At 69.2% G+C, this 14,573-nt stretch carries 15 protein-coding genes; 7 read left to right on the forward strand and 8 right to left on the reverse strand.

What is annotated here, in order from left to right:
• Window positions 1-56: 56 nt before the first annotated feature.
• On the reverse strand, window positions 57-791 hold the full coding sequence (locus tag DI276_RS00460; RefSeq protein ID WP_112261238.1) for a class I SAM-dependent methyltransferase: 735 nt from the start codon (window positions 789-791) through the stop codon (window positions 57-59).
• A gap of 27 nt (window positions 792-818) precedes the next feature.
• On the reverse strand, window positions 819-1,463 hold the full coding sequence (locus DI276_RS00465) for a TetR/AcrR family transcriptional regulator (RefSeq protein ID WP_198680380.1): 645 nt from the start codon (window positions 1,461-1,463) through the stop codon (window positions 819-821).
• A 166-nt stretch (window positions 1,464-1,629) separates the two neighbouring features.
• Here DI276_RS00465 and DI276_RS00470 point away from each other — a divergent pair, with 166 nt between their 5' ends.
• From DI276_RS00470 to DI276_RS00480, 3 genes are all read left to right on the forward strand, one after another.
• Window positions 1,630-2,904 carry a YncE family protein gene (locus DI276_RS00470; protein WP_112261240.1) on the forward strand — a complete coding sequence of 425 codons (1,275 nt, stop codon included), beginning with the start codon at window positions 1,630-1,632 and terminating at the stop codon, window positions 2,902-2,904.
• A gap of 315 nt (window positions 2,905-3,219) precedes the next feature.
• Window positions 3,220-3,771 carry a TetR/AcrR family transcriptional regulator gene (locus DI276_RS00475; protein WP_112261241.1) on the forward strand — a complete coding sequence of 184 codons (552 nt, stop codon included), beginning with the start codon at window positions 3,220-3,222 and terminating at the stop codon, window positions 3,769-3,771.
• Between the two features lie 5 nt (window positions 3,772-3,776).
• Window positions 3,777-5,930 (forward strand): MMPL family transporter, encoded by a 2,154-nt coding sequence (locus tag DI276_RS00480; protein ID WP_112261242.1) that lies wholly within the window; start codon window positions 3,777-3,779, stop codon window positions 5,928-5,930.
• Here DI276_RS00480 and DI276_RS00485 read toward each other — a convergent pair.
• The 4 genes from DI276_RS00485 to DI276_RS00500 all read right to left on the reverse strand — a co-directional run bounded on the left by DI276_RS00485 (window position 5,923) and on the right by DI276_RS00500 (window position 9,490).
• Window positions 5,923-6,228 (reverse strand): DUF6292 family protein, encoded by a 306-nt coding sequence (locus tag DI276_RS00485; protein ID WP_112261243.1) that lies wholly within the window; start codon window positions 6,226-6,228, stop codon window positions 5,923-5,925. The two genes, DI276_RS00480 and DI276_RS00485, sit on opposite strands and share 8 nt — an antisense overlap.
• A gap of 62 nt (window positions 6,229-6,290) precedes the next feature.
• Window positions 6,291-7,223 carry a sporulation protein gene (locus tag DI276_RS00490; RefSeq protein WP_112261244.1) on the reverse strand — a complete coding sequence of 311 codons (933 nt, stop codon included), beginning with the start codon at window positions 7,221-7,223 and terminating at the stop codon, window positions 6,291-6,293.
• Complete coding sequence (locus DI276_RS00495) at window positions 7,224-8,252, reverse strand: hemolysin family protein (RefSeq protein ID WP_112261245.1); 1,029 nt, start codon at window positions 8,250-8,252, stop codon at window positions 7,224-7,226. It lies immediately after the preceding gene.
• A complete protein-coding gene (locus DI276_RS00500) occupies window positions 8,249-9,490 on the reverse strand; it encodes a hemolysin family protein (protein ID WP_232836350.1) in 1,242 nt (413 codons plus the stop codon). Before DI276_RS00500 ends, DI276_RS00495 begins: the two co-directional genes overlap by 4 nt.
• Window positions 9,491-9,588: 98 nt before the next feature.
• On the opposite strand from DI276_RS00500, the gene DI276_RS00505 reads away from it, so the two are divergent.
• The 4 genes from DI276_RS00505 to DI276_RS00520 all read left to right on the forward strand — a co-directional run bounded on the left by DI276_RS00505 (window position 9,589) and on the right by DI276_RS00520 (window position 12,738).
• Window positions 9,589-9,975, forward strand: coding sequence for a helix-turn-helix domain-containing protein (locus DI276_RS00505; protein ID WP_232836351.1), 387 nt, complete (start codon window positions 9,589-9,591; stop codon window positions 9,973-9,975).
• A gap of 90 nt (window positions 9,976-10,065) precedes the next feature.
• Entirely contained in the window at window positions 10,066-10,503 is a 438-nt protein-coding gene (locus tag DI276_RS00510; RefSeq protein WP_112261246.1) for a Rieske (2Fe-2S) protein, read from the forward strand.
• 65 nt (window positions 10,504-10,568) lie between these two features.
• Window positions 10,569-10,988 (forward strand): YybH family protein, encoded by a 420-nt coding sequence (locus tag DI276_RS00515; RefSeq protein ID WP_157984435.1) that lies wholly within the window; start codon window positions 10,569-10,571, stop codon window positions 10,986-10,988.
• Window positions 10,989-11,034: 46 nt separating this feature from the next.
• Complete coding sequence (locus DI276_RS00520) at window positions 11,035-12,738, forward strand: dihydroxy-acid dehydratase (RefSeq protein ID WP_112261248.1); 1,704 nt, start codon at window positions 11,035-11,037, stop codon at window positions 12,736-12,738.
• Here DI276_RS00520 and DI276_RS00525 read toward each other — a convergent pair.
• Both DI276_RS00525 and DI276_RS00530 read right to left on the reverse strand, forming a co-directional pair.
• A complete protein-coding gene (locus tag DI276_RS00525; RefSeq protein ID WP_112261249.1) occupies window positions 12,719-14,278 on the reverse strand; it encodes a peptidoglycan-binding protein in 1,560 nt (519 codons plus the stop codon). The two genes, DI276_RS00520 and DI276_RS00525, sit on opposite strands and share 20 nt — an antisense overlap.
• A 108-nt stretch (window positions 14,279-14,386) precedes the next feature.
• Window positions 14,387-14,566: a zinc transporter Slc39a7 gene (locus DI276_RS00530; RefSeq protein WP_112261250.1), complete on the reverse strand. Its 180-nt coding sequence runs from the start codon at window positions 14,564-14,566 to the stop codon at window positions 14,387-14,389.
• Window positions 14,567-14,573: the final 7 nt, after the last annotated feature.

The following is a 14,573-nucleotide window of genomic DNA, read 5'->3' on the forward strand; positions in this document are numbered from 1 at the left end:
CGGCGTGCCCGTCACTCCGCGCTGGTCCCCCACCGCCCACTGCGTTCCGCGCGGCACTACGGCTTGCGCGCCAACAGGGTGAACGTGTTCGGCAGCTGTCCCCGCCAGGCCGCCGCGTCGAGGTCGCCCCAGCGGTAGAACGGTTCCGGGTGCTCGGCCACGTGCCGCAGCTCCAGCCCGGCGCCGAGCACGGCGGTGATGATCTCGGCCAGCGTCGCCTGCCACTCCACCGCGCCGTTTGCGGGAAACGTGTCGTTGACGTGCGAGCGTTCGAAGTACCCGCGGTCCGGCCGGATCCTGGGCACGTCCTCGTCCCACGCCCACAGCGGCACCATCGGATGTGCCTCGTGCACGAACAGGTGCCCGCCGGATGTCAGCAGCCTCGCGACGTCCGCGGCCCAGACGTTCAGGTCCGGCAACCAGATCAACGCGCCCTTGCCGGTGTAGACGAGGTCGGCGCAGCCGTCCCGCAACGGCGCCCCTGGCAGCTCGGCGACCACGTACCGGCAGTGCACACCCAGCTCGTCCGCACGGCGTTGGGCCGCCTTGGTTGCCACCGAGCTGAAGTCCACGCCCACGACGGACCGCGCGCCTGCCGCGACCAGCGCGATGTCGTCCAGGCCGTGCCCGCTCTGCAGGTGCACGACATTCGGCGTGGACGCCAGCAGCGGCCCCAGCAGTTCGAGCTCGCACGCCACCAACGACGAGGAGTCTCTGGCCTGGTCGAGCAGTTCCTCGTGCTCGTTGACGTACTTCTGCGACGCCGCTTCCCACGCGCTCCGGTTCCCCACGGGAAGCCACTATGCCGGGAAGGCGGGTCACTCCGCGATCTTGTATCGGCCGAGCACCATGTGCACCAGCTCGTCGGCGACCTCGTCCAGCGTCGCATCGACCCACCCGACGACCCAGTCGTGCATGAGTCCGTTGATGGCACCGATGATGGCCGCGGCGCTGATCCGGTAGTTCCCAGGCGGAATCTCGCCGCGCTCAACGGCCTCCGCGGCGAGCCGGTTGATCAGCTCGACCCAGACGGCGCGGCGCTCGAGCCGCTGGAGGTCCATCCGAGGGCTGACCCCGACCACCTCCACGTAAGCGATGCGCGCATGCCGCAGATCGCCACAGGCACCCTTCACGTACGCGTGCACCAAAACCGGCAGCATCTCGGTCGTGGACATTCCCTGCACCTCGGGCAGCACCGACGCGACCGCCTTGCCCGCCGCGTCGTTGACGTACAGGTGCAGGTCGGCGAGCAGGTCTTCGAGCGTGCGGTACTCCTCGTAGAACTGACGACTCGACAGCCCGGCGGCCTTGCAGAGATCACCGAGGCGCGTCCCCCGGTAGCCAGGCTCGACGCCGAACAGCTCCAGGCCCGCCTCCCGGAACCGGCCACGCCGCTCGTCCCGGCGTTCAGCCGCGTCCTTGCCGGCGTAGCGACCCTCCGCCGGGGTGAACCTGCCTGCCACTTCTGCCTCCATCGACTCTGCGGGAGCAGTTTCCCCCACTGGCACTTGTGGCCGGCATCACGCAAGCCTACTATCCAGTAGCCAAGATCTGAACTTGGCCAAGTTCAGATCTCCCTGCGGCATGCGCCTCCCTGTGCGGGGCGCCCACTCACTCGGAGAAGCAGCAATGACGCACGCTACGTCCGATCCTGCACGGAAAGCCCTTACCGGGAGCGCTCTCACGCGCCGCCTGCCCCACGCCCTCGCCGCAGCCGCGGTGCTCGCCGCCTGCCTGACGAGTCCGGCGTCCGCAGCCCCTCTGCGCGAGGTGATGTTCGTCGGCAACAACTGGGACGGCACCGCCGACGTCATCAAGTCCACCGGCGACTTCGCCAAGATCGGCCGGCTCAACGTCATCCCCGACAAGTCCGACCGGCTGACCGAGATCTACCTCAACCCGATCAAGCTGGCGTTCTTCCTCGGCATCCGCCAGGGCCCCGGCGAAGGGCACGACCAGTTCGTCGACGACATGTACGCCACCCCCGACGGCACGGCGATGGTCGTGTCCCGGCCCAGCTTCGCCGACGTGGTCTCGATCGACCTGGCCACCGGCAACATCAAGTGGCGCTTCCCGGTCTCCGGCTTCCGCTCCGACCACATGGCCGTCTCCCCCGACGGCACCAAGATCGCGGTCTCCGCGTCGACCTCGAACAACATCCACGTGCTGGACATCAACACCGGCAGGCAGCTCGGCTCGTTCAAGGGCGGTGACAAGCCGCACGAGAACGTGTTCACCAACGGCGGCCGCTACCTCTGGAACATGTCGATCGGCGAGGTCAACAACAACTTCGACGCGCCCTGGCAGGACTTCATGAAGGGCGACCGGCACATCACGGTCGTCGACGCGAACACCTACCAGGTCGTCAAGACGATCGACATGCGCAGCCGCCTGGACGCCTTCGGCCGCAAGGACCTCTCCAACGCCGTGCGCCCCGCCGTCTTCAGCCCGGACTACTCGAAGCTGTACTTCCAGGTGTCGTTCTTCAACGGCTTCATCGAGTACGACGTCACCACCGACCGCGTCACCCAGGTGAAGACCCTGCCGAAGAACTCGAACACCAGCGACGACCGCACCACGTTCGTCAACGACTCGCGCCACCACGGCCTGTCCATGAGCCCCGACGGCGGCAAGCTGTGCGTCGCCGGCACCATGGACGACTACGCCACCATCGTGCAGCGCTCCACCCTGCAGGAAGGCCCGCTCGTGACGGCTTCCAAGCCGTACTGGGCCACCGTGAGCGGCGACGGCCGTCAGTGCGTGATCTCCGAGAGCGGCTCCGACCAGGTCACCGCGATCGACTTCGGCACCGGCCAGAAGGTCGTCTCCGTGCCGGTCGGCGACCACCCGCAGCGAGTGCGCATCGCCCGCATCTCCGCAGACTGGACTGACCCCAACCGCTAGTCCACCGAGGGCCGTGGGGCGGACGCGCAACCGCCCCACGGCCCTGCTCCACCGACAGCCTTCCGCGGCAGCACGGTCAGCGCGACCACCGCACCCCGCGGCCGTCGAGCAGGTACTTCCAGTCGCGCCACGTCTCCAGCCCAGGCAACAGCCGGGCTCGATCTCCGCGCCGGTCTCGGTGTCCCGCACGGTCAGCCCACCGCCGACGGAGAGCATCTCCTCGGTTCCAGGCAGCCGTTGGGGTGACGAACGCCACCGACCAAATCGGTCGGTTTACCTACCGAATCGGTCGGTAAACGTCGTAAAGTCGTCCGCATGCCACGACAGCCCAGGACCGGAGTCGACGAGCACATCCTCGACGCCGCCGCCGCCCTCTTCGCGCGGCACGGCTTCGAGCAGACCTCGTTGAAGTCGCTCGCGGACGCCGTCGGCCTGTCCAAGGCCGGCCTGCTGCACCACTTCCCCAGCAAGGAAGCGCTGTTCGAGGCGGCCTGGGCGCAGAGCCGCGTGCTCAGCAGCCACGTCGCCGAACTCGTCGCGCCGATGCCGGCCGGGCCCGCAAGAGAACGACGGGTGCTAGAGCTGCTCACCGACGTCGCACTCGACCGACCTGGGCTGGTCGCGCTGCTGTTCCGCTCGATGACCGCGCCGGGTGAGGACTCGCAGCAGGCGCAGGACGAGCTGCTGATCAACGAGATGTTCGTCATCGACCCCGAGCAGGACCTGCCGCGCGCGATCCGGATCGTCGGCGCGCTCAGCGCCATGGCCATCCTCACCCTCCTGGCCAACCAGGAAGGCGACAAGACGACGTGGCGCCCCTTGATCCTCGCTACCTGTTACGACGCACTCGGGCACCGGGAGGCCTGAACACCATGGCGAAACTGCTTTACAGACTGGGCGAGAGTGCCCACCGGTACCGGCTCCCCGTCGTCCTCATCTGGTTGCTCGTGCTGGTCGGCGCCGGTGCCGGTGCCGTCACGCTCGGCGGCGAGACGTCCAACTCCATGTCCATCCCCGGACAGGAGTCGACGACGGCGCTGGAGCGCATCCAGCAGAAGTTCGGTTCCGGCGAGAGCGCGTCGGCGCGGGTCGTGCTGAAGGCGCCCGAGGGGCAGCAGCTGCCCCAGCACGTCAAGGCGATCAGCGAGCTCGTGGCCGACGAGGCCGCGCTCAAGGGTGTGCGGAGCGCGACCAACCCGCTCGACCCCGCGGCGCCGAGCGTGAACAAGGACGTCAACGTCGGCTACAGCACCGTCACCTACGACGTGAAGCCCGGTGAGGTCACCGCCGAGCAGCGGGCCGAGCTCACCAAAGCCGTCGACAAGGCACGAGCGAGTGGCCTGACCGTCGAGGTCACCGGCACTGCCATGCAGGAGACGCCGCACGTCGGCGGGCCCAGCGAGGTCCTCGGTGTCGTGCTGGCGCTCGTCATCCTCGCGCTGACCTACGGGTCGTTGGTGACCGCGGGCATGAACCTGCTGACCGCGGCAATTGGTGTTGGCGTCGGCACGCTCGGCATCACCATCGCGTCCGGGTTCATGGACCTGCAGTCGACCACGCCGATCCTCGCCTCGATGCTGGGGCTCGCGGTGGGCATCGACTACGCGTTGTTCATCATCAACCGCTACCGCCAGGAACTGCGTCGCGGCTCGGACGTCGGGCACGCCGTCGCCACGGCGGTCGGCACGGCGGGCAGTGCGGTCGTCACCGCTGGTCTGACCGTGGTCATCGCGCTGGTGGGCCTCGCGATCGCGGGCATCCCGTTCCTGACGCAGATGGGCGTCTCGGCCGCGGCCACGATCGTCGTGGCGGTGCTGATCGCCATCACGCTGGTGCCCGCGGTGCTGGGCATGCTCGGCCGCCGCGTGCTGACCCGCAAGGAACGCGCAGCGGTCACCGCAGAGCCAAAGGACCGCGGCGTGATCCGCGGCTGGGCGAAGACCGTCACCCGCAACCGCGTCGTCGCGCTGCTGCTCTCGGTCGTCGCGCTCGGCATCGTCGCGATTCCGGTGGCGTCCATGGACACCACGCTGATCCAGAAGCCGCCGGCCGGCTCCACGCAGGAACGCGCCGACCAGATCCTCGCGCAGGGCTTCGGTGAGGGCTTCAACGGACCGATCATCGTGCTCGTCGAGGGCAACGGTGCCGCGGCCACCGCCACCAAGGCCGCCGAGCCGATCTCGAAGATGGCCGACGTCGCACTGGTGACGCCCGCCCAGCCGAGCCCGGACGGTTCCGCCGCGATGGTCACCGTCATCCCGAAGTCCGGCCCGGACAGCGCCGCCACCGAGCAGCTCGTCGCCGACCTGCGCGCCGAACTGTCCGGTTTGGACGGTGGCAAGGCCTACGTCACCGGCGCCACCGCGGTGAGCGTCGACGTGGCCACGTCACTGGACCGCGCGCTGCCGATCTACCTGGCCGTCGTCGTGGGCCTGGCGCTGGTGCTGCTGATCCTGGTGTTCCGCTCGCTGCTCGTGCCGCTCGTGGGCGTGCTCGGTTTCCTGCTGACCATCGGCGCGTCGCTCGGCGCCACGGTGGCGGTGTTCCAGTGGGGCTGGCTCGCCGACGCGGTCAACCTCGACACGACCGGCCCGCTGATCAGCCTCACCCCGATCCTGGTGATCGGCATCCTGTTCGGCCTGGCCATGGACTACCAGATCTTCCTGGTGTCCCGGATGCACGAGGCGCACCACCGTGGCGCCAAGCCGATCGAGGCCATCACCACGGGCTTCCGCCAGGCCGCACCGGTGGTCGTGGCCGCGGCGCTGATCATGTTCTCGGTGTTCGCGGGCTTCGTCCCGGCCGGCGAGGCGACCGTGAAGTCGATCGCGTTCGCGCTGGCCGCCGGCATCTTCGTGGACGCGTTCGTGGTCCGCATGGTGCTCGTGCCGGCCGCGCTGGCCCTGCTCGGTGAGCGGGCCTGGTGGCTGCCGAAGTGGCTGCGCTGGCTGCCGGAGCTCGACGTCGAGGGCACCGCGCTGGACACCATCGAGCGCGACGACCGCCAGCCGGTGCCCGTCAGCTAGCGGTCGCGAGCCGGTCCGCGCACAGCGCCCGCACCCAGCGGGCGACTGTGCGCGGCGGCGGTTCGACGGGGCCGCCCAGGTGGGCGACCACTCTCAGCTCGGCCGCACCCGGTTCCTCGATCGCCAGCGACCACCCGTGGCACTTCGTCCACAACAGCGCGATGTCGTGGTCCGGGTGGTCGGGCACCCTGCCCTCCACCGCGATGTACAGCCGCAACGGGTTGTCCCGATCCACACAGGACGACTCACCGCTGAGTCCGAGCTCCTGCGTGACCCGCCACGCGTACTGCCTCGCCACGCTGTTCACATGGCCCGGCTACCCGGTGGCGGGCCCGGCAACCCACTGTTCCGATCCAGGTTTCACTCGCCGCCGAAGTCGCCGAAGTCCTCGAACGCGTCGTCGAGCATCTCGCCCACCACCATGCCGCCGACGACACCCGCGGCGCCGGCCGCGACGACGGTGCCCATGCCCATGCCGCGACCGTGATGACCCCCGTGCTGGCCGTAACCGGGCAGCGCGCCACCGCGCTCGGCCACCTGCGCCAGCCAGCCGTTGATGGACGACGCCCAGTCGGCCACCTGAGCCTCCTGATGCGACAGTCGGAAGTGGCCGAACGCATCGCCGCCCGACGAGAACATCCCGCCGCGCCGGTCGGCTTCCAGGACCACGTACAGCTCGTGCGGGTTCGCGACGAACGTCAGCTCCACCTGCTGCACCCGGCCGGCGAACTGGGCCGGCGGGAAGAACTCGATCTCCTGGTAGAAACCGAGCTCCTGCGGCACGCCGTGCAGGCGCCCCGCCTCGACGTCCGCGCTGCGGAAGGCGAACCCGAGCTGCCCGAACGCGTTCAGCACGGCGTCCTGCGAGGGCAGCGGGTGGACCAGCACCGGGTCGAGGTCGCCCTTGTCCGGCGCGCCCGCGATCACCAGCTCGGTCCGCACGCCCACGGTCATGCCGGGCAGCTGCGCGCCGCCGACCGCCGTGATCGGGGTCTCCCACGGGATCGGCAGCTGGAACGGGATCGCCACCAGCTGGCCGGCCCCGACCCGCACGCCCTGCTGCACCACGACCCGCAGGAACTCGGACACGCCGCCGTACTCGTGGTCGCCGTGCTCGACCTCGACGCGCGTGACGAGCGACAGCACGACCTGGCCGATCTCGGCGTCCGCGCTGCCGCCCTGGATGCGCACCTGGCCCGTGACCAGCTGGCCGGGCGCGGCGTGCGGTGAGTCCAGCACGGTGTCGACCGACGGGCCACCGACGCCGAAGGCGCTGAGCATCCGCTTGAACATTTACCGTTTCCTCTCGCGGGTATCGGTTTCGTCCTCGAAGTCGCCGATCAGCTCCTCGAGGAGGTCTTCCAGTGCGGCGATGCCAACGACGTCGCCGTCTTCGACCAACGCCAGCTGCGAGCGCTCGGCCCGCATCGCGGTCACGGCCTGCGCCACCGGCACCGAGGCGGGCAACGTCAGCACCGGCCCCATCAGGTCCCGCGCCTTGAGGTCCTCGCCGCGCGCCGTGGCCCGCATGGCCTCACGGATGTGCACCAGTCCGACGTACCGGCCACGCAGGTCGGTGACCGGGAAGCGCGACCGTCCACACTGGAGGCTGCGCCGCTCGATCGCCCGCGCGGTCGTGTGCTCGTTCACCGCGGAAACCTGGTCGATCGGCACCATCACCTCGCGCACGGTCGTCCGCTGCACCTGCAACATCCTGGTCAGCAACCGTTGCTGGCCTTCGGGAATCAGGCCGTGCTCGGCGGACTGCCGCAGCAGCATCCGCAGGTCGTCCGGCCGGTGCGCCTGCGCCAGTTCGTCCTGCGGCTCGACCTTCAGCAGGCGCAGCAGGCCGTTCGTCGTCGAGTTCAGTCCACTGAGGACCCAGCGGACCGAGCGGGCGAACGCGCGGAACGGCAGCGCCAGGATCAGCGCGGACCGCTCCGGGTGCGCGATGGCCCACGACTTCGGCGCCATCTCGCCCACGACCATGTGCAGGAACACCACCAGCACCAGGCTGATCGCGAACGCCACGCCGTAGGCGAACGCGTCCGGCAGACCGGTCCACCGCAGCGCCGGCTCCAGCAGATCCGCGACGGCGGGCTTGGCCAGCGCGCCGAGACCCAGCGTGCACAGCGTGATGCCGAGCTGGGCACCCGCGAGCATCAACGACAGCTCGCGAACACCGGCCACGGCAGCCCGCGCCGCCCGTGACGTCTCGGCCGCCTGCTCCAGGCGGTGCCGCTTGGCCGCGATCAACGCGAACTCGGCGGCCACGAAGAAACCGTTCAAGGCCAACAGGACCAAGGAGATCACGACGGTCATCGGGACAGCACCACCGTGTTCGGCACGTTGCGCGCGACCGAGGTGACGACGAGCTTCATGCCGCCCGTCTCGATCTCGTCACCGGTCTGCGCCACCCGGCCCAGCTGGTGCAGCACCAGCCCGGACACCGTGTCGTACGCGTCGTCGGCCGGCAGCTCCACGCCGGTGGCGTCCTCGATCTCGTCCAGCCTCATCCGGCCGGGCACGCGCCAGTCGTCGCCGACCCTCTCGATCACGTCCTCGACCGGGTCGTCCTCGTCGTGGATCTCGCCGACCAGCTCCTCGGCCAGGTCCTCCAGCGAGATCACACCCGCGAACCCGCCGAACTCGTCGACCACGCAGGCGAGCTGACGGCGTTCGGTGCGCAGCCGCTCCAGGACGACCGGCAACGGCAGCGTCGCCGGCACGACCAGCGCGGGCGAGGCGATCTTCTCGATGGCGACGGACGAACGCTGCTCCGGCGCCAGCGTCAGCACCTCGGCCAGGCCCACGACGCCGCGCAGGTCGTCCAGGTCCTCACCCACCACCGGGAACCGCGAGTTTCCGGTGTCCAGCAACGAAATCACGCGTGTGGCAGGCTCGTCGAACCGCACCGTGCGGACGTTCACGCGCGGCGTCATCGCCTGTTCCGCGACGAGATCGCGGAACCCGATGCCGTGCTCCAGCAGCCGGGTCAGCTCGGGGTCCAGGTGGCCCTGCTCCCCCGCGTCCTCCACGATCTGCTTGAGGTCCTCCGGCGTCGCGCCCTGCGGCAGCTCCTCGACCGGCTCGATGCCGATCGCCCGCAACAGCCGGTTCGCGGCCGCGTCGAACAGCCGGATCACCGGCCCGGCGATCTTGAGGTAGACGAGCGTGGAGGAGCTGAGGGCCAGCGCCAGCCGCTCCGGCCGGGCGATCGCGAGGTTCTTCGGCAGCAGCTCACCGAGCACCATCTGCACGAACGTCGCGATGACCAGCGCGATGACCATGGATCCCGGCACGCCGAGGCCCGTGCCGAGCAGCGGCTCGGCCACGTAACCGACGAGCAGCGCCGTCACCGTGATGCCGAACTGGGCACCGGACAGCATGAAGGAGAGCTTCTGAGTCACGCGCAGCGCACGCTCGGCGGGCTTGGAGCCGGCCTCGGCCAGCTGCTGCAGACGGCCGCGATCGACCGCCATGTACGCGAACTCCTGAGCGACGAAATACCCCGTGGCCGCAGTGAGGACCACGATGGCGAGCAAGCCGGACGCGATCAACAAGACGCACCCGGCCACGTACTACAGCCGTCCATGTCGGCTTCATCAGGCATAATTCAACAGTAGCACGTAGCACTGTACGGTTTGAGTGGACGGAGGTGGCCGATTTGTCCGATTCACTGGTGAAGATCGGCGAGCTCGCCGCCCGCGCCGGAGTCAGCATCCGCACCGTCGACTACTACACGACGCTCGGCCTGATCAGCCCCGCCCAGCGCACCGCGAGCAACTACCGCCTCTACCGCGCCGACGACGTGGACCGCATCCACCTCATACAACGCCTGGAGGTCCACGGTCTTCCCCTGGAAGACATCGCGCGGGCGTTTGCAGCCAGGCCGGCCGACACCGCAGCCGTGCTCAGCCAGATCGACACGGACCTGCGCACGCTCCAGGAAGCCTGCGACGCCGTCTCGCCGGAGATGCACGGCCTGCTGATGGTGATCGCGAACCGCGTCCACTCGCTGATCACCATCGCACTGCAACTTTAGGTGTCAAGTCTTGTCATGAAGTGACCAGCTTGCCAAGGTGGGTGTGCCGCCTCCGCCGCGCCTCGTTCGGCAGGAAGTGAGCACTTCGAGATGGAGTTCCCGGACCACCCCACCACGCCCCAGGTCACTCGCCGTTGTTTCATCGGCGGCTGCGCTGCGGCCGCCACGGTCATCACCACCGGCACAGCTGTGGCCGCCCCCGACGCCCAACTGTGCGGCAAGCTCCCGCCCGGCACGTTCCTCGCGAAGAAGGCCGACGTGCCGCTCAACGGCGGTGTCGTCGTCTACTTCGACGACGAGACCTCGGTAGTCGTGGCCCAGCCGAAGAAGAACACCTACACGGCGTTCGACGCCAAATGCACCCACGCCGGCTGCATGTGCAGTGAGGTCGACCAGAACCTCATCATCTGCTGGTGCCACGACAGCCGGTTCAGCTCCGTCGACGGCAAGCGGAAGTCCGGGCCGGCCAAGAAGCCGTTGCCGCAGATCAAGACGAAGATCAAGGGAGACGACATCGTCGTGGCCTGAGCCTGCGCGGACGGGTCCGGAGCGTCATGCTGTCCGGACCCGCCGCACGAGAAAGGGCCGGTCAGATGAGTTTCCAGGACGAGGTGCTGCCCCTGCTCCAACGTGACGTCGAAGCGCTGCACAACGGCGACGCCGAGCCGCGCAAGGACATGTGGTCGCACAACGAACCCTTGGTGCTGTTCGGCGCCGCCATGGGCGCCGTCGGCTGGACCGAGATCGAGCAGGTCTTCGACACGATCGCGAAGTGGTTCCACGGCAGCAGCTCGCTCGACATCGAGGTCGTGGCCGCGGAGTCGAGCGGTGACATCGGGTATGTGTGCGCGATCGAACGGTCCGACATCCTCGATCCGACCGGGGCCGCGAAGTCCTACGCGTTGCGCGTCACCACGGTGTTCCGGCGCGAGGACGGCACGTGGAAGATGGTCCACCGGCACGGCAGCCCGTTGGACGAGCGAGCGCTGGACGCCCTGGCGAGCATCCGGTAGCGCGGCGGGGGTTGCGTGTCCGCACGCCGACCCGTACGACGGGAGGGTGAACCTCCGCAGCGCGCACTGGTACGCAGGACAGGACCGCAACGCCTACATCCACCGCGCCTGGATGCGCCGTGGCACGCCGGACTCGGCGTTCTCCCGCCCGCAGATCGCCATCGCCAACACCGCCTCCGACCTCACGCCGTGCAACGCCCACCTGAACGAAGTCGCCGCGTCGGTGTCCAGTGGTGTCCACGAAGCCGGCGGCATTCCGCTCAACCTGCCGGTGGTGTCGCTCGGCGAGACCAACGTGCGCCCGACCGCGATGCTGTGGCGCAACATGGCGGCGATGGCCGCCGAGGAGATGTTGCGCGCCAACCCCGTCGACGGCGTGGTGCTGCTCGGTGGTTGCGACAAGACGATTCCCGCGCTGCTGATGGCCGCCGCGTCCGTCGACATCCCGGCGGTCGTGGTGCCCGGCGGGCCGATGCTGACCGGCACGTTCCGCGGAGTGCCGCTGGGGTGCGGCACGGACGTCTGGCGGCTGTCCGAGGAGGTTCGCGCCGGCACGTTGTCGCAGGAGGCGTTCGCCCGCTCCGAGTCGGCGATGATCCGCAGCCGCGGCCACTGCAACACCATGGGCACGGCGTCCACGATGGCGTTGGTCGCGGAGGCTCTTGGCACCATCGTTCCCGGCGTGGCAGGCACTCCGGCGCCGGACAGCAGGCTGTTGGAGGCCTCGCACGACACGGGTCGGCTGATCGTCGAGCTCGTGGCGAAGGACAGGCGGCCCAGCACGTTCTTGAACAAAGCCTCGTTCCACAACGCGATCATCGCGTTGGCCGCGATCGGTGGCTCGACGAACGCCGTGGTGCACCTGCTCGCGATCGCCGGACGCCTCGGGGTCGAGCTGACGCTGGACGACTTCGACCGGATCGGCTCCGGTGTGCCGTTGCTGGTGGACCTCCAGCCCGCCGGCCGGTTCCTGATGGAGGACTTCCACCGCGCGGGCGGGCTTCTCGCCGTGCTGCGGGAAGTCCGCGATCTGCTCGATCCGGAAGGCCTGACGGTCACCGGTCAGCCGCTGGTCGACTACTTGGACGACGCGCCGATCTGGGATCCGGAGGTGATCCGCAACCGGGAGACGCCGATCATCGCCGAGGGTGGGATCGCGGTGCTGCGCGGCAACCTCGCGCCGTCCGGTGCGTTGATCAAACCGGCCGCCGCGTCGCCTGAGCTGTTGCAGCACCGCGGGAAAGCCGTCGTGTTCGACAGCATCGAGGACTTCCACGCCCGCGTCGACGACCCGGATCTCGACGTGGACGCGGACTCCGTGCTGGTGCTGCGCGGGTGCGGCCCGCGCGGTTATCCGGGCATGCCGGAGGTGTCGAACATGCCGTTGCCGAAGAAGCTGCTGGAGCAGGGCGTGCGCGACATGGTCCGGATCTGCGACGGGCGCATGAGCGGCACCGCGTACGGCACGGTCGTGCTGCACGTGGCTCCGGAAGCCGCGGCGGGTGGACCGCTCGGGCTGGTCCGCACCGGCGACGTCATCGTGCTGGACGTGGCGAACCGCCGGATCGACGTGGAGGCACCGGACTTCCTGGAGCGCACGCCCAGTACCGCGATGTCCGAGGCGTTCGCCAAGCCGTCACGAGGCTGGGAGCGGCTCTACATCGACCACGTGCTGGGCGCCGACACCGGAGCCGACCTGGACTTCCTGGTCGGCTCCAGCGGCAGCGAGGTCAGCCGTGAGTCCCACTGAGCCGGTCGACGACCTGCGCTTCGTAGAGCGACTCCGGCACCAACGGCCCAGTCTTGATCTCGATGCTCCCCCACGGACCGGGGAAGTACGGCTGCGACCGGCGCGTGCCCTCGTTGGAGACGGCGTAGTTCTGCGCGGTCGGCGGCTTCTGGACGACGATTTCCTTGTTGTAGTCCCAGATCACCGAGTGCGCGGCGCCCCAGCCGTGCGAGGTGCCGTAGTCGCCGCGGTTGATCAGCTTGGCCTGGTTGCCACCGCTGAGCTCCCTGATGTTGTCGAACAGCAGTCCCTGGCTCCACCGCCGGTGAGCCTCGGCGTCGCCACCGTCCACAGTGGCCCGATGCCACACCACGCCCGCGACGGAGTTGGCGCCGTTGCTGACGAACGCGTGCCGCGCCTTCGACGCGTGCAGCCCGGTGAAGAGCACGAGGTGTGAGTTGGTGTTGGCGGCGAAGTTGTACATCCGGCCGCCGGTGCGGATCGCGACCGGGTCCGTGGCCTGCGCGTCCTTCACGGTGATCCGCACCGACCGTTCGGTGACGACGCCCGCGTAGCCGAAGTAGCGAGTCTTCACGTTGCGGACCCAGCTGTTGTCCGCGCCGTACACGCCAATGGCGTTCCACGCGTGGTTCTCGTCCTCGCCGCCTTTGGTCTCGATGTCGACCCGCATGCTCTCCACCCCGGACTCGGCGACGAGGTTGCGCGCGGTCACCGGCGCGACCGTGGAGATCGTCAGCGACCGGTCGAGGTGGTTGTAGACCGGCGCGTCGAACGTCAGCCTGCGCCCGTCGATCGCCCTGATCCGGCGCACCCAGTGGAGATCCATCGAGCCGGGCGTCCACTTGGCGTCCTGCACGACGCCGCCGCCACCCACCGCGTTGATCCACTTCTGCGACGACGGGTGCCGGACGACGACCTCCTGGCCGACCCGGAACGCGGTGGCGCTCGCGACCTCCAGACTCAGTGACCCGACCTGCACGAAGGGCGTGGTCACCTCGGTCGCGGAGCCGGTCGTCCACGGCGTGTCGGCGTCGCTGCCGAGCACGACGACCGTGCGCTGGTGCGGTGTGTCGCCGCGGCCGAACAACGTTGTGGTGTCACCGGATCCGCGCAGCACGACACCGCTGTGCCGGATCCGCACGGTGCCGCGGATCTCGTACCGGCCGGCCGCGAGCCTGACCGCGCCGCGATGCCCGTTCGCGTCGGGTGTGCGGGCGCCGACCTGGTCGATCGCCTGCTGGATGCGCGCGGTGCTGTCGCCTGTCGCCGGGCTGATCGTGAGCACGTCCGGCACGGTCGGCAGCGGCTTCTCGCCGTAGTGATAGCCGACGTAGCTGAAGTCCGGCACGCGGTTGCGGGCCGAGTCGGACGCGTACTTCAGCTTTCCGGTCGTGTCATAGGAGACGTGCGCTGATGACCACTGACCTGCCTGGGGCGCCGGTGGGTACTTGCCGCAGAACTCCTGCCAGCACGCGGGTGCCGCCTGTGCGGTGGGTGCCAGGCTGCTCAACAGCACCAGCGTGGCAAGGACTTTCGCCATTCGAGACACTCGACTACTCCTGCCGCGTCAACGTCGGTGGCGGCAGTTGGACGAAGAGTAGCGGTCAACGCTCCCGTTCGGCAGACCTCAGCGTTCCCGTTGTGTTCCTCACGCGTGGGAGTGCTGATGCTCCTCGAGATGACCGGCGTCGTGCACGTGGGTGTGCGAGTGGGTCTCGCCGCCGTGGGAGTGGGTGTGCTCGTGCTCGACGTGGTCGTGCGCGTGCGATTCGTGCGGATGCGTATGGGTCGTGTCGCCGTGGCTGTGCTCGTGGTTGTGAACGCTCATGTCGCGG

This window comes from Lentzea terrae, from assembly GCF_003265345.1.
Classification (GTDB): domain Bacteria; phylum Actinomycetota; class Actinomycetes; order Mycobacteriales; family Pseudonocardiaceae; genus Lentzea; species Lentzea terrae.

Bases quoted from the DNA above. Each gene is read 5' to 3' on its own strand.
- DI276_RS00470 (WP_112261240.1), top strand. From the start codon at position 1,630: ATGACGCACGCTACGTCCGATCCTGCACGGAAAGCCCTTACCGGGAGC.
- DI276_RS00475 (WP_112261241.1), top strand. From the start codon at position 3,220: ATGCCACGACAGCCCAGGACCGGAGTCGACGAGCACATCCTCGACGCC.
- DI276_RS00480 (WP_112261242.1), top strand. From the start codon at position 3,777: ATGGCGAAACTGCTTTACAGACTGGGCGAGAGTGCCCACCGGTACCGG.
- DI276_RS00490 (WP_112261244.1), bottom strand. From the start codon at position 7,223: ATGTTCAAGCGGATGCTCAGCGCCTTCGGCGTCGGTGGCCCGTCGGTC.
- DI276_RS00495 (WP_112261245.1), bottom strand. From the start codon at position 8,252: ATGACCGTCGTGATCTCCTTGGTCCTGTTGGCCTTGAACGGTTTCTTC.
- DI276_RS00510 (WP_112261246.1), top strand. From the start codon at position 10,066: ATGGAGTTCCCGGACCACCCCACCACGCCCCAGGTCACTCGCCGTTGT.
- DI276_RS00515 (WP_157984435.1), top strand. From the start codon at position 10,569: ATGAGTTTCCAGGACGAGGTGCTGCCCCTGCTCCAACGTGACGTCGAA.
- DI276_RS00525 (WP_112261249.1), bottom strand. From the start codon at position 14,278: ATGGCGAAAGTCCTTGCCACGCTGGTGCTGTTGAGCAGCCTGGCACCC.
- DI276_RS00530 (WP_112261250.1), bottom strand. From the start codon at position 14,566: ATGAGCGTTCACAACCACGAGCACAGCCACGGCGACACGACCCATACG.